19 protein-coding genes are annotated in these 11,751 nt (G+C 44.4%); 13 read left to right on the top strand and 6 right to left on the bottom strand.

Features of this window, described 5'->3' with window-relative positions:
* Positions 1-200 precede the first annotated feature (200 nt).
* The 6 genes from H6G77_RS34715 (at position 201) to H6G77_RS34690 (ending at position 4,259) form a co-directional block, all read left to right on the top strand.
* Positions 201-527 carry a hypothetical protein gene (locus tag H6G77_RS34715; protein WP_190874079.1) on the top strand — a complete coding sequence of 109 codons (327 nt, stop codon included), beginning with the start codon at positions 201-203 and terminating at the stop codon, positions 525-527.
* Between the two features lie 113 nt (positions 528-640).
* Entirely contained in the window at positions 641-1,021 is a 381-nt protein-coding gene (locus H6G77_RS34710; RefSeq protein ID WP_190874078.1) for a hypothetical protein, read from the top strand.
* The gene (locus H6G77_RS34705; RefSeq protein ID WP_190874077.1) at positions 1,014-1,655 is read left to right on the top strand and encodes a hypothetical protein; all 642 of its coding nucleotides are present in this window, start codon (positions 1,014-1,016) and stop codon (positions 1,653-1,655) included. Before H6G77_RS34710 ends, H6G77_RS34705 begins: the two co-directional genes overlap by 8 nt.
* Entirely contained in the window at positions 1,655-2,140 is a 486-nt protein-coding gene (locus H6G77_RS34700; protein WP_190874076.1) for a hypothetical protein, read from the top strand. The genes H6G77_RS34705 and H6G77_RS34700 overlap by 1 nt, the downstream gene beginning before the upstream one ends.
* Entirely contained in the window at positions 2,140-2,826 is a 687-nt protein-coding gene (locus H6G77_RS34695; protein ID WP_190874075.1) for a hypothetical protein, read from the top strand. The genes H6G77_RS34700 and H6G77_RS34695 overlap by 1 nt, the downstream gene beginning before the upstream one ends.
* 5 nt (positions 2,827-2,831) lie before the next feature.
* Complete coding sequence (locus H6G77_RS34690; RefSeq protein WP_190874074.1) at positions 2,832-4,259, top strand: hypothetical protein; 1,428 nt, start codon at positions 2,832-2,834, stop codon at positions 4,257-4,259.
* 411 nt (positions 4,260-4,670) lie between these two features.
* On the opposite strand, the gene H6G77_RS34685 is transcribed toward H6G77_RS34690, so the two are convergent.
* Genes H6G77_RS34685 through H6G77_RS34665 form a run of 5 tightly spaced genes read right to left on the bottom strand, consistent with a single transcriptional unit; the run spans position 4,671 to position 7,050 of the window.
* Positions 4,671-5,099 carry a hypothetical protein gene (locus H6G77_RS34685; protein WP_190874073.1) on the bottom strand — a complete coding sequence of 143 codons (429 nt, stop codon included), beginning with the start codon at positions 5,097-5,099 and terminating at the stop codon, positions 4,671-4,673.
* A complete protein-coding gene (locus tag H6G77_RS34680) occupies positions 5,083-5,466 on the bottom strand; it encodes an FHA domain-containing protein (RefSeq protein ID WP_190874072.1) in 384 nt (127 codons plus the stop codon). Before H6G77_RS34680 ends, H6G77_RS34685 begins: the two co-directional genes overlap by 17 nt.
* Positions 5,467-5,508: 42 nt before the next feature.
* Entirely contained in the window at positions 5,509-5,769 is a 261-nt protein-coding gene (locus tag H6G77_RS34675) for a hypothetical protein (RefSeq protein WP_190874071.1), read from the bottom strand.
* 1 nt (position 5,770) lies between these two features.
* Positions 5,771-6,520: a Rad52/Rad22 family DNA repair protein gene (locus H6G77_RS34670; RefSeq protein ID WP_190874070.1), complete on the bottom strand. Its 750-nt coding sequence runs from the start codon at positions 6,518-6,520 to the stop codon at positions 5,771-5,773.
* On the bottom strand, positions 6,517-7,050 hold the full coding sequence (locus H6G77_RS34665; protein ID WP_190874069.1) for a hypothetical protein: 534 nt from the start codon (positions 7,048-7,050) through the stop codon (positions 6,517-6,519). The genes H6G77_RS34670 and H6G77_RS34665 overlap by 4 nt, the downstream gene beginning before the upstream one ends.
* 79 nt (positions 7,051-7,129) lie before the next feature.
* On the opposite strand from H6G77_RS34665, the gene H6G77_RS34660 reads away from it, so the two are divergent.
* A complete protein-coding gene (locus tag H6G77_RS34660; RefSeq protein ID WP_190874068.1) occupies positions 7,130-8,278 on the top strand; it encodes an RNA-guided endonuclease TnpB family protein in 1,149 nt (382 codons plus the stop codon).
* Positions 8,279-8,383: 105 nt separating this feature from the next.
* Here the strand turns inward: H6G77_RS34660 and H6G77_RS34655 are convergent, their stop codons facing one another.
* A complete protein-coding gene (locus tag H6G77_RS34655; protein ID WP_190874067.1) occupies positions 8,384-8,959 on the bottom strand; it encodes a helix-turn-helix domain-containing protein in 576 nt (191 codons plus the stop codon).
* 18 nt (positions 8,960-8,977) lie between these two features.
* Between H6G77_RS34655 and H6G77_RS34650 the strand changes: the two genes are divergently transcribed.
* From H6G77_RS34650 to H6G77_RS34625, 6 genes are all read left to right on the top strand, one after another.
* On the top strand, positions 8,978-9,163 hold the full coding sequence (locus tag H6G77_RS34650; protein ID WP_190874066.1) for a hypothetical protein: 186 nt from the start codon (positions 8,978-8,980) through the stop codon (positions 9,161-9,163).
* A gap of 64 nt (positions 9,164-9,227) precedes the next feature.
* Positions 9,228-9,500 carry a hypothetical protein gene (locus H6G77_RS34645; protein WP_190874065.1) on the top strand — a complete coding sequence of 91 codons (273 nt, stop codon included), beginning with the start codon at positions 9,228-9,230 and terminating at the stop codon, positions 9,498-9,500.
* Positions 9,500-11,056: a hypothetical protein gene (locus tag H6G77_RS34640; protein WP_190874064.1), complete on the top strand. Its 1,557-nt coding sequence runs from the start codon at positions 9,500-9,502 to the stop codon at positions 11,054-11,056. Before H6G77_RS34645 ends, H6G77_RS34640 begins: the two co-directional genes overlap by 1 nt.
* Positions 11,049-11,330, top strand: coding sequence for a hypothetical protein (locus tag H6G77_RS34635; RefSeq protein WP_190874063.1), 282 nt, complete (start codon positions 11,049-11,051; stop codon positions 11,328-11,330). Before H6G77_RS34640 ends, H6G77_RS34635 begins: the two co-directional genes overlap by 8 nt.
* Entirely contained in the window at positions 11,296-11,445 is a 150-nt protein-coding gene (locus H6G77_RS34630; RefSeq protein WP_190874062.1) for a hypothetical protein, read from the top strand. Before H6G77_RS34635 ends, H6G77_RS34630 begins: the two co-directional genes overlap by 35 nt.
* Positions 11,446-11,477: 32 nt before the next feature.
* Positions 11,478-11,675: a hypothetical protein gene (locus H6G77_RS34625; RefSeq protein ID WP_190874061.1), complete on the top strand. Its 198-nt coding sequence runs from the start codon at positions 11,478-11,480 to the stop codon at positions 11,673-11,675.
* Positions 11,676-11,751: the final 76 nt, after the last annotated feature.

Here is an 11,751-nt window from a genome sequence, read left to right as displayed (position 1 = left end):
GAGGGGATGTAAGACCAAAATCTTCGGGACGTAAAAAATCTACGAAGGTTGAGGCAATCCCCATTGAATTGGGAAGCCTACACTGTACCGCAAGGTCAGTGTAGGTAGTTCACTGATAGGAAAATTGAGCGCGGCGACGAAACCAAAATTATTTACACCGCGCCAACTCAAGAATTTTCGCTTGCTTTAAGGAGTGCTAAATGATTGATTTACTAATAATTGGTGGACTCGCTGCACTAGTAAGCCACGGCAGAAACCAAACCTTTGAAGGTAAGATTGAACGCTTGCAACAAGACTTAAAAACAGGCAAGATTAACTCTCAACAAGCTCAATCTCAATACGGTGAAATTATAAAGGGTGAAATTGACAAGATTCCCGCCAATGGGATGCCATTACCACCCAATATTAAACAAGCATTTGAATCAGGACTTGACTATAAACAACTAGCAGGAAAAGTTGACCCTGACACTTACAATTTTCTAGAACAGGCATACTGGTACGGCGAATGGGATTGTAAGAAGAAGTAGCGAAAATCAGCCAAAGCTTTCTCAAAGCCACAGTAGGACAAAGCCGCAATGAGGAAGCGCGAGACAAAGCCGCAATGAGGTAACTTTTTGACGAAATAGGAGTATTAGAAGTAGTGGTGAGCAGTAGTTTGCCGATTGTCTTGGAAACAATTCAGGAAGAAAGAATTTTTAAAAACGCATTCCTTGACAACGCACTGACCCGCCAAGAGTGGGCGAATGTGATAGGAATAAACCGCAAAACTATTTTGAGATGGGAAACAGAAATAATTCAATCAGTGCCACCAGTAAAAGCGCAGTACTTTCCACCGGACAGAAGCATTAGAGCGCAATATTTGGACAATTATCAAAGATTTTTACTAGCTTGCATATTAGTAGCTAAAGGAGGGTTAGAAAAGCGATCGCGCTCCTATGACTCGGTGATTAAATTCTTAAAAATCAATTTCAACAATTTAAAACGCGAAAACTTTGAACAGTGGGTGAAAATCAATGGATAAATTTACACGCAAGGACTTACATGATTATTTTGCAAGTCAATACGAACCAGAGATTGTTGACAGAGCATTACTAATATTTGCTGAAAATGGCGCGGATATTGACCCTTATGGCGATGATTTTTCTTTAGATATTACTGAGCAACTAGAAGATACATTCAAGCTGATAGATAGAGAGCTTGGCAGACAAAAGAAACTTGAACAAGGGCAATCGTTAACAACAATTGAGGCGGAAGCGATCGCTTCTCAATTCTCAACCCATGCCAACCCGCAACTAATGGCGGCGATGATCAGGCTAGTAACAGAAGAGGCGATCGCTCAAGGTGCGGCCCTTGCTCAAATCAAATCCCAAGTACTTGGTAAGGTGCTGGAACAAGGTGATTTAGAAATTGCTAAGTCATTACTAGGACGCACTCAGCAAACTTCTAACTTTGTAGTTGAGCTTGCGAATGACCGCGATCGCATCAATGAAATGGTCGCTGGGTATGGCATCAAGCAAGAACCAGATTTACTGGATGCGTTTTTAGAGGAAGTGCGCGGTAATTCTGGTGGCGTTAAGTCTGCGGTTAAAGCAATCGCTCCTGCCCAAGACAAGGAATTCGACCTTGACGCATTCTTGTTGGAGGCAGGGAAGTGATGCTAACTGCTAGGCAATGGCGTAAACACAAAACAAACATCATCTTTGGTGGACTCACCCTAGCAGCCCTCGCCTTCTCAGGTGGCGATATCTCCCGCAATATGCAATCCATTGCCACCATCAAAAGTCAAATCGCTACCAACTCCGAGAAACAAACCGAGCTTGAGCAGCAAGTAGCTTTTGAGGAGGAACAAGCCAAGATTGCTGAGTCTAGATATGCCAAAGGTTGTTTGCCAATAGTCGCAGGCGACTACCCAAATATCCGCTATGTATCAATTTTTGAAGGGCAAGTGCTAACCGATAGGCACACAGGGCGATCGCTCCCTACAGGCACAGTAGTTTGCGATGGGCAGGGCAACACTGGAGTGGTTGAAGAAAGCGGGGTGGTAGGAGCGATCGCCTTCACTGGAGATCGAGATGCGATCGCTAAAAGATTAAAGCGTTTTCGTGGTGGGATTTACTCACAACCGATTGGAGGTAATTGATGAATTTTACGATGCCTAAGCGCGATCGCCCCCACAAACACAAACAAGACCCTTGGCTGTCAACTTTGTATTGGGCGCTTGTTGTAGCTGGCTTGTGGTTTGCATACCTGAATATTCAGCCTTACGAAAAAATTGTCGGGTTGCTCAGTGGAAAAACACTCAATAGCGCATTCCTGCAAATCATCTCGATCATCCCAATAATTAATGGTATCGCCGCAATTATTGGCAAAGGCGTTACTTGGATACTTGGCACTATCCTGTGGGCTTGCATCCAAATAATTGAGGTGTTGCCGCTTGTTTTGTACAACAACGAATCGTTTGTGAGGGCAGCGATCGCATCGGCTGATAGCCGCTCTCGATATCAGATTAAAGATGAGGATGACCCAACTTTAAAGATGCTCAAACGAGTGTACAACTCCCTGCCTACTTCAGTAATCAGCAACTTGGAGCAATTAAAGATTTTCACGTACACAATCGACTTTCTCATTTGCATCACTGTTTATTCCCCTGTGCAAAGCGGTAAATTCGCAGATTTCTTCTTTGTCTTAGCAACAGGGCAGTGGGGGAAGCTTGATTGGCTAAATCTCCTGCTTGCGGGTGTAACTTTGTTTGCGATTGAAGTGATTGTCAGTCTGATTATTTGGGTTGGCAAGTTAAGTAATGCCGTTCAAGAAACAAAAAGATAATGGAAATGAGCCGTTTTGATATCAATAAAATCCAGAGATCCCCCGAAGAATGGAGTAGCTTGGCCTTCAGGCAGACCACAGAAAATAATATTCAGTGGAAGATAGCACTAGGGATAATTGTCGCTGCTGTCGCTGCTTCTGCAACCTCCCCAGTTACCGGAATAGCGATCGCTCTATGGTCTATCTTCAGCGCATGGCAACAATCAAAAGATGTGCAGCGCAACCAAGAAGCGATTCGAGATAAAGGTGCGATCGCTCATGTCTTGGATGGGGATAATTTCTATGATTACCGTCTGCAAGTCGGGGAAGAAATAATCAAAGCAGAACTGAATTTTGCAGTTGAGCGTGGACTACCTTTATCTGATGCGGCAATGGATTATATCGAGGGGGGAATCAAGCAAGGGAGTAGGGAGCAGGGGGGATTAGACAGCAACCTCACCTCCGCACCTCCGCACCTCCGCCCCGAATCTCCCACAATCACCCAATCATCCATCCACGAAGTTAATAACATCTTTGATATCGTAAGAGCGATCGCATCCCTAGTTTTAAACTGCATCATTTTAGGTGTGGGCGGTAGTGGTAAAGGCATACTCGTTTCCAACGCCCTCCGCCGGATTAAAGCAGATAACCCCAACCGTAAAATCTTCTACATCGACCCCAAAAACGAACCGGGTGAGTATGGCTATCTAGATGGTGTAGCTGATGTAGTAAAGCGTAAAACCTGTAAAAACAAATGCCCTGAAGAGATTTGCGATTGGCTTGATGAGGTATTAGATGAATATATCCAATGGGAAAATGAAAACGAAGAAACGCTACTTGTTGTAGATGAGGGCATGGTAATTGGCGATGCCTGCAAGAAAACTAAAAATACTCGCATCGGCACGCTAATTCTACATATCGCATCTTTGGGCGGTGCAGCAAAACATAATGCTTGGTTAATTACTCAAACCCCTTATGTTGGGGCAATGGGATTAAGCTTGACATCTTCAAGTCAAATGAAATGGTTGGCCCTAATTGGCGCGAATGATATGGGCGTAATCAAGCAGTGGTCTAAGTCTGCAAATCTAGAAAACATCAGCTTAGACAAGCTAGGAATGCTAACAAAGGAGTCGCCCGTGAATCGTGCTGTGTACTGGGGAGGGCATTCAAAATGGTACGCGCTACCACAATTACCCAACTACTCGGCAATTGATCGGGACAATAATAAACCTAATGGTGACGCGCTAAGTACAGAACAAAGGCAATCATTGAGAGAACGCACGATTCAATCAATGATTGACAGGTTAGAGCGAACCAAGCATCTAAATCTTGATGATTTCATTATTCAAGAACTAGGCGGGAGCGATCGCCTTGAGGAAGCAAGAGAAGCGATCATCGAAACCATCAAAAACGCTAACCATAGTGGACTGATTTATAAATTCAAACTTGGTTGACTACAGGAAGTTAACTGGGATAACCTAAAACTCCCGAAACACTGGCAAGAAAAGGATTTACAGCAAGCGATCGCAACTAGGCTGAAAGAACATGGTTTTAGCATTCAACTAGAAGTTAAATTTGAGGATGGCTACGCCGATATTCTTACCGACTGGCAGGGCGGAACAATAATTGAAGCGAAGCGGTTTTTAAGTAGAAAAACAATTTATGAGGCGTATGGACAGCTTAATCACTACTGTTTAAATAATGACTATAAGTTTGTAATTGCTGGAGTTATCGACCCAAAGGAACGCCAAAAAGCGAAAAATATTGCATGGATGATTGAGCGTAACCCAAGGGTGAAAGTACTGTTTTTGCGAATAGAATGATGGACAAACGATAAGACATATTCTCCTGCCAAGCACCTCTAATCAGGTGCTTTTTGCTGTCCGCTCCAATTCCTCAACTCTTAATAAAATAGTCCCAAGCTGAGAGTTGACAGCACAGATCGCCTCAACCTGCGCCAATCTATCCTTGAGTCTTGCCATCTCCTCAACCGTGCCATTATGCCCATATATCCCGGCGTGATGGTCGATCGCTGTGGCGTTGGCCTCAACTTTTACCCAAATCTTTGATATTTGCTCATCATGAATGCGATCGCGCCCTGCAAGCTCAGATTGCATTTTATCCACCGCGCTACTCACAATCTGCCAAACGGTAATAACCGCGCCAACTACAGTCAGTAGATTCAAAAAATCACCAGAAAATTGCGGCATCTTCGCGCCAGTTGCCCCAAAAAAAACAACCATCAAAAACCCGATGGTCGTCAACCTTACACCCCTTTTAACTAACTCGTTCATGGCTGTCGGTGCCGATTTCTGCGCCTAAACTAACATAATTGTCCAGAAACTCAAGGCGTGGATATGCGGAGAATTGGGAAAACGTGATGATATCTTGGTGCTTGAGTTTGATTAACCTAATGCGATCGCTATTCACCCACGTTCCGTTTGCTGAGGGTTTGCCCAGTAATTCACCATCTTTGATTATGAAGTAGGGGCGATCGCACTCAATATCAGGTGGCATGGCAATCAAGGCGCAGTGCCACCTTGAGATAAATTCTTCTACTATTTTGATCCTACAAAGAGAATGCCGCCCAATGGTGCAGGTTTCTCGCAGTGGCAGCGTAGAAGCACCATCGGGCGTTACGACGAGTCTTAGGGAATACATAAAATTTAATATTAGCTTTAGTATTCCCTCATTTGGGGTGGTTTATGGATTCTTTAAAAAATAATCTTCTAGCTTTTTATCATCCCTTGCACTTGCTAGGTAGTGGGCAATATCCGGCAACACACCCTTTTCTTCAAGTCGGCATTTTATTAAGCCATACCACCCGACATTTGTTGACTCACCACTAAAATAGCTGCTTAATAACTTTTTATATTCCTCGATTTGCTCATCCAAGAGCGATCGCAATACTTCACGCGATCGCTCTTTAGAAGGAAGCATAGCAACAACTTCTTTGAATTCCATGTCACGCCTCTGGTCGCATTGATAAATAGTCTCTAAAATTCAGTAATTGATCGTCTCTTAGCTGCGATCGCCCCTTCACCCCGTACAACTCCAAAAGAATTTCCTTTCCTTTTTCTGGCGTTATTCCCTTGCGCTTGCACAAAGACTCAACCTCTAGCATTAGTAATTCTCTGTCAGATCGCGACGGTTGAATCAAGGGTTTATTTTTGATAGTTGGTGCTTCTGTTCTAGGGGCCGGTTTGGTTACGGTGGAATTGGGCGGCGGCAATTCACCTTTGTTTCTCAAGTATGTGATGAGCGATCGCAGCTTGTTTTTAACCTCGTCGTTCATCTCTGCTGCATTGTTGCTCAGGTAAGTGGCCACATATCCTTGATCGTCCAAATACGCACCCACACCCCACATTTCGGCTGCATTTTTAAAGGCTTCCGCCGCTACCCTGTCCGCCGCACTCCCTCGACTTACGTCTTTGCCTTCTTTATTGGTGGCGGCAACCAGAGGCACACTGCCGATCGCTTCTTTGCGGATACCAAGTATGGTAATCCCGCACCGACAGACAACATCAACGCCAACCACTTCCATTGCCGAAAAATCAGATTGCCATTCTGGGGCAATCTCATCTAATCTTTGGCGGATAATTTGATGTGGTAGAAATGCCCAAAAACCTTTCCCTGGTAATTCCCGAATCTGGTGATAAGATGCCGGGAAAGGCTTTTTTAGTTCTGATTGGATTGCTTTTAATTCGTCTCTCATAGTTTTTTGAATTCAATTACCCATACGTAAGGATTCAAATCCCAGCTACCATACCCGTTAATTGATTCCCAAAGGTTTTTGTACTGGTAATAGGGCTTGATTGAGCAGTAAATCGTGTCACCCCTAGAACCCCGTATTATCGATTCGTCCCGCCCGGTGCAGCCTTCCGCGATCGCTCCCTCCTCATCAATATCCTGCAATCGCTCAACCCGCACACCAACTACTTCAAGCCAAATTCGGCAAGCTGCTTTAGGCATGTGAATCGAAGGCTTCCACTTAACCTTAAGCTGGTCTTCTTTGCTGTAATCAGCTTTATAAATGTAGTATCCGCCATCATAATCGGGTACGGAGTCCCAGGCTTCACGCACCCAGAGGCGATCGCCTGCCGACCATCTTTGTTTTAATGGTTCGCGGAAATGGTCGCCGCACATTTCTGGCTGAGGCTTAATAACACGTCGTGTTTGAGTTTTTCTTTTATCAAGGATCGCCAAAACCATTGGCGTGCTGAATAGTATTGGTATCTCTTTCATCAAAACCTCTGGGTCTGAAACCCCGTGCTTCTAGCACGGCTTTACATGATATAATGGGATGAGTAATTAACCCATTCAAATGCAGACTATATCCGTTAAATGCAAGCTTCAAGTCCCTGTAGAGTTGCGGTCTAAAATAGACCAAACTTTGCAGGGATTCGCTGACGCTTGCAACCAGATATACGAGACTGCAAAACGCGAGAATTGCTGGAACACAACCAAGCTTCACCACAAGGTTTATAAACCAGTGCGTGAGGCTACGGGGTTGAAAGCCAACCATGTCTGCCAAGCAATCCGCCGTGTAATTGGTAACGCCAAGGCGGTTAAGCAAGTCCACAAATTCCGTCCCACTTCCTTGAGCTTGGATGCGCGGACTTTTCAATATATTGAGGAGTCGCAAACTGTTGGCATTACCTTGATGTGTGGTCGAGTCAAGTTCAAATTGAGTATTGGCAACTACCAGATGGCATTGCTCAAGGGACAATCCCCAACTGCTGCCACACTCAACAAAACGAAACGCGGTGACTACTACATCAATATCTGTGTTGACTTGCCTACCGACCCCACGGGCAGAACTCCCAAAGTAATTGGGGTTGATTTGGGTAGGCGCGATATTGCCACTACTTCTACTGGTAAATCTTGGAGTGGCAAGCAGATTCAATCTGTCCGTGACCGATACAGCAAGGTCAGGGCGAACGTTCAAAGTAAACGCACTAGGAACTCTAGAAGACTTCTTAGAAGGCTCTCTGGCAGAGAACGTCGCTTTCAAGAATGGTTGAATCACAACATTTCTAAACAACTTGTCAGCAGCGCCAAACGCAGTAATTCCGCTTTGGCTTTTGAGGATTTGACTAATATTCGAGAATCTTTGAATCAAAAACCCAGAAGCAAGACGGAACGCCGCAGAACTAATAATTGGGCGTTTTATCAACTGCGTTTGTTCGTTGGATACAAAGCCAATATCGCTGGTGTTCCAGTGGTTTTTGTACCTCCCGCCTACACATCTCAAACTTGTTCTCGATGCGGAGGCATTCACCCCATTAAGGGTAAATCCTATCGCAACGGAAAAGCTTTTAAGTGTGGGCGTTGTGGTTTTGAACATGATGCTGATATAAACGCGGCTATTAATATTGCTGTTTTGGGGAAGTCTGTAAGCCTTCCTGGAAGTCCGGGGATGAGTTGTCAATTACAAGGACAAATGTCTTTGTTCCCGACGATTCAAATCTGAGGCTAAAGCCTCGCACCTTTAGGTCGAGGTAAGCTTACTTTGCTAAGATTAATATCACTTGAGATTTTAGGGATTAATAGGGGGATAAACCCCCTATTTTGCTACCTAGCTAAGATTATCTAGTCCCTGTACCTCGAACGCTGTCGGGTGAGTCGTTATTTGACGGAACGTAAGAACCTTGTTGAAGTAGCTCAAGTTGGCGCTGTTCCCACTGTCTCTTACAGGCCACAGAATCACCTTGAAATCCAGGTAAGGGCTTATCTTTGTTGCAGTGAGGTTTGGGAGCGATCGCACCTTTTGGCGGCCGCCCAGTCCAACGTTTTCTGCCTTGCACTGGTTTGGTTTGTTTGATACAGGCTTCCTCGCGCCGATCGCACCCCCTAGCCACAGCGCGATCGCTGCCAAGGAATTATACTTGGGTTCGCCAACACCCCTTTCAATCATCCCCAGTGTGTTATGTGCAATATCTACACCCGTTCGAGCAGAAATCAAGCAAGCAGTGTCACGTAAATTTAATCCTCTTGCTTCTCTACTATGCCGGATTATCTCTCCCAGCCTCGCTAAACCAGCCTTTGTCCAAATCAAGGGTTTCACATTTCCGATGTACTGCACAATGAACAAGCCCAGCATAACATAGCTGTTGTTAGATGCCCCATTTATGCTATATTGTTCACTAGGCATTAAATATTACAGACTGCGATGACCAAACAAAGAGTTAAAGAAAAGCCACAAATCCGCGTATCAGAAGACTTGCGGGACAAAATAACTGAGCTGGCTAGACGAAGAGAGACAACCAAAAATGATGCAGCTGAATTCCTGTTAACGATTGGATGGGAAGTGCATCAACTAATAGAATCAGGGCTTATTTTACCTAAAGCTAGTTAATGAAAAAATAGCCACGTCGTAGCTGACGTGGCTATTGTTCAAAAATCTTTACTAATTAAATTTTATGTTTTGTACGACAGACAATTCAACGGGGATAACCGCACCCTGTAATAGCGTAAAAGAATCATTAGCGGCGATCGCCTCTCTACAGAGAGATGTGTGCAAACAATTGCAAGATATCCGCGACAACCGATTATACCAACAGAGGTATTCTTCTTTCTCAGAATACTGCGATACAGAGCTTGGAGACTGGGGCGGATACATCGGCGTGGCGTTGATTCTGGCTTCCGCCAAAGCAATGAACACACCAGTGACCGAAGTAGCAGGGGGTGTGTGATGGTAGCAGCATTCCAAGCGAATAAATTCTCGGTTTTAGATCAAAGCATAGAAGAAAGCTTTTTGAGTATTGACCGTTTTGAGTTTCAAATCGCAGACGAACTCAAAACCATGCGAGATGAAGAGATATTCAAGCAGGGTGGTTACACCTCGTTTGAGCAATACTGTGAAGAAAGACTTTCTCGTTGGGGCGGCTACCGCAGGGTTAATCAATTAATTGGCGCACAAATGGTAGTTAATGCGCTCAAAGGAACAGAATTTGAGGGAGCTATTAAGAGAGAGAGCCATGCAAGGCCATTGCTGCGGTTGGTTAAACAACCCGAAAAATTGGTAGAAGCGGTTGCTCTAGCTTGCCAAGATAGTCCCACGCCCATAGCCAATAATTTCAAAGAAGCCGCTAACTCGGTCGATCCAAAACCAAAAAGAACAAAAGTTCAGGAACAATTGTTCCTGAAGGGAACAAAAGTAAAAATCTCATCTCCAGACCACAACCGAAATGGTGAAGAGTGCGTAATCGCAGCAGATGCACCAAATCACTGGCAACAGATTGTAGAGTTCAGCGATGGAGAAAGAACAACAATCCACAACAAAGAACTTGACGCTCCTAGCTCTCCCTATCCCCCAGAACGCAGAATCGATCCGAAATATCAAGAAGCGATCGCGCAACTCGAAGAACAGCACAGACAAGAGATTGCGCGGCTAGAGCAAGAAATTGAGTGCAGGATAAGAGGCGAAGCGGAGCAAAAGGCGATCGCGTCTTTACATGATCAAATCAAAGCAGCGCAGGATTTAGCCAATCAAAAAGCCTTAGAAGTAGCGAAACTACAAAGACAGCTAGTCGAGATGGAGTCTTTGCGGCAACTAGAAATAGAAAATAAATCATTGCGCGATCGTATTGGAGAGCTAGAAAGGGCATTAGAAGATAGACCCCTTGCGAATTGGGGAAACACTTTCACCAAGCAAGCCGAGAAGGTGTTGAATGCTCAAGTCAAAAAAGTAGTCGAAAATCTAGAGCCAGAATTACACCTCAAGGCAATGGCTAAATCTGCGCCCGAAAACAACCCCCGCGAAACCGTAACATTACTTGGCTTGTCCCTAGTCGCAATGTCCAATGGACATCCAAGGTTTGCAGCAGAACTTCGCAAGGCCGCAGCGATTGTACTGGGTGTAGGCGAATCAGAACTAGAAACAAAAAAGCAACAACTTGAACAGTTACCGTCAGCTGTTGCCTCATTGAAATTGGTGCTTCAAAATCCCAGATGTACCTGGGAACAAGTTACCATTATTACAAACAACTGTCACCTAATTAAGCAAGAAATTTGGGTGGAGTTATCGCCGCAAGAAAGACAAAAAATTGATGGGCTTAAAGGTCAGTCAAGCTCAAAACTTGGGATAAGCGATCGCGTCTCTCATTCCGATAAATACCAAACCCGATACCAATCCAAAGGCACAATCATTGGCATTGAAAGTGAAATGTATTTAGTGCAGTGGGATGGCGAAAAACACCTTTTTCAGCATAGGTACGAAGAGAGCGAATTGAGAAAAATCTATGACTGAACACCAGTATCTTCGCGCTTCGATAATTGACAGGTTCGAGCTTGAATATAGAGCGATCGCTCAACTTTTCCAGCCCCTAATCGCCCAAGCAAGACTGAGAGGGGACGAACTAGAAGTGATATTACTCAAAGCCAAGCAAGAATTCCTTTTAAACCACGCCCTTTTAATCCGTATCCGCCAAGAAGAAATCATTTACTGGTTAGAACAGGATACTGAACTCAGAAAACTAGGTACAAGCTATGCCGAAAGCTGTGAAATCGCTCTCTGGGTATGAGGATTTAACAAGATTGATGCGAGAAATTCAACTAACCGCAGGAGCGATCGCATCATACCTAGAAACTCGCTCAGATTCTCTACCTTTCTCCCGACTGGATGGGAACCCGCCTTGATTATTTGGAATTGAAATTACAAGCAGCATCCGATGAAAACGATAGATTTGCAAACAAAGATTCTTGAAGAATTAGGTAGAGGCGATCGCTTTGCCTCTCAGTTGTACGATGCCTTAAATCTAAGAAGCTACCAAATCCTGTGGCAGGTATTAGGGCAATTATCGGCAGAAGGGAAAGTCAAAACTTACTTTTCTGACCAAAAGAATGGGATACAAGCCTCGCCCTTCTAGGGCGACTTTTTATTAATTTTCAACTTCCGAACCAATTCTCTAAGTACATCAGATTTTGTTCTTTTGATTGTTTGGC

Origin of the sequence: Aulosira sp. FACHB-615 (assembly GCF_014698045.1) — a bacterium.
Lineage (GTDB): Bacteria > Cyanobacteriota > Cyanobacteriia > Cyanobacteriales > Nostocaceae > Nostoc_B.
Note: the sequence above shows the minus strand (reverse complement) of the source record. Positions and strands in the feature narration are given on the sequence as shown.

What these genes read in the sequence shown, in the direction of transcription:
- H6G77_RS34700 (WP_190874076.1), top strand. Translation starts at nt 1,655, where the DNA reads ATGCTAACTGCTAGGCAATGGCGTAAACACAAAACAAACATCATCTTT.
- H6G77_RS34655 (WP_190874067.1), bottom strand. Translation starts at nt 8,959, where the DNA reads ATGCCTAGTGAACAATATAGCATAAATGGGGCATCTAACAACAGCTAT.
- H6G77_RS34625 (WP_190874061.1), top strand. Translation starts at nt 11,478, where the DNA reads ATGAAAACGATAGATTTGCAAACAAAGATTCTTGAAGAATTAGGTAGA.
- H6G77_RS34650 (WP_190874066.1), top strand. Translation starts at nt 8,978, where the DNA reads ATGACCAAACAAAGAGTTAAAGAAAAGCCACAAATCCGCGTATCAGAA.
- H6G77_RS34685 (WP_190874073.1), bottom strand. Translation starts at nt 5,099, where the DNA reads ATGAACGAGTTAGTTAAAAGGGGTGTAAGGTTGACGACCATCGGGTTT.
- H6G77_RS34640 (WP_190874064.1), top strand. Translation starts at nt 9,500, where the DNA reads ATGGTAGCAGCATTCCAAGCGAATAAATTCTCGGTTTTAGATCAAAGC.
- H6G77_RS34715 (WP_190874079.1), top strand. Translation starts at nt 201, where the DNA reads ATGATTGATTTACTAATAATTGGTGGACTCGCTGCACTAGTAAGCCAC.
- H6G77_RS34690 (WP_190874074.1), top strand. Translation starts at nt 2,832, where the DNA reads ATGAGCCGTTTTGATATCAATAAAATCCAGAGATCCCCCGAAGAATGG.
- H6G77_RS34670 (WP_190874070.1), bottom strand. Translation starts at nt 6,520, where the DNA reads ATGAGAGACGAATTAAAAGCAATCCAATCAGAACTAAAAAAGCCTTTC.
- H6G77_RS34680 (WP_190874072.1), bottom strand. Translation starts at nt 5,466, where the DNA reads ATGTATTCCCTAAGACTCGTCGTAACGCCCGATGGTGCTTCTACGCTG.
- H6G77_RS34660 (WP_190874068.1), top strand. Translation starts at nt 7,130, where the DNA reads ATGCAGACTATATCCGTTAAATGCAAGCTTCAAGTCCCTGTAGAGTTG.
- H6G77_RS34635 (WP_190874063.1), top strand. Translation starts at nt 11,049, where the DNA reads ATGACTGAACACCAGTATCTTCGCGCTTCGATAATTGACAGGTTCGAG.
- H6G77_RS34645 (WP_190874065.1), top strand. Translation starts at nt 9,228, where the DNA reads ATGTTTTGTACGACAGACAATTCAACGGGGATAACCGCACCCTGTAAT.
- H6G77_RS34695 (WP_190874075.1), top strand. Translation starts at nt 2,140, where the DNA reads ATGAATTTTACGATGCCTAAGCGCGATCGCCCCCACAAACACAAACAA.
- H6G77_RS34630 (WP_190874062.1), top strand. Translation starts at nt 11,296, where the DNA reads ATGCCGAAAGCTGTGAAATCGCTCTCTGGGTATGAGGATTTAACAAGA.
- H6G77_RS34675 (WP_190874071.1), bottom strand. Translation starts at nt 5,769, where the DNA reads ATGGAATTCAAAGAAGTTGTTGCTATGCTTCCTTCTAAAGAGCGATCG.
- H6G77_RS34705 (WP_190874077.1), top strand. Translation starts at nt 1,014, where the DNA reads ATGGATAAATTTACACGCAAGGACTTACATGATTATTTTGCAAGTCAA.
- H6G77_RS34665 (WP_190874069.1), bottom strand. Translation starts at nt 7,050, where the DNA reads ATGAAAGAGATACCAATACTATTCAGCACGCCAATGGTTTTGGCGATC.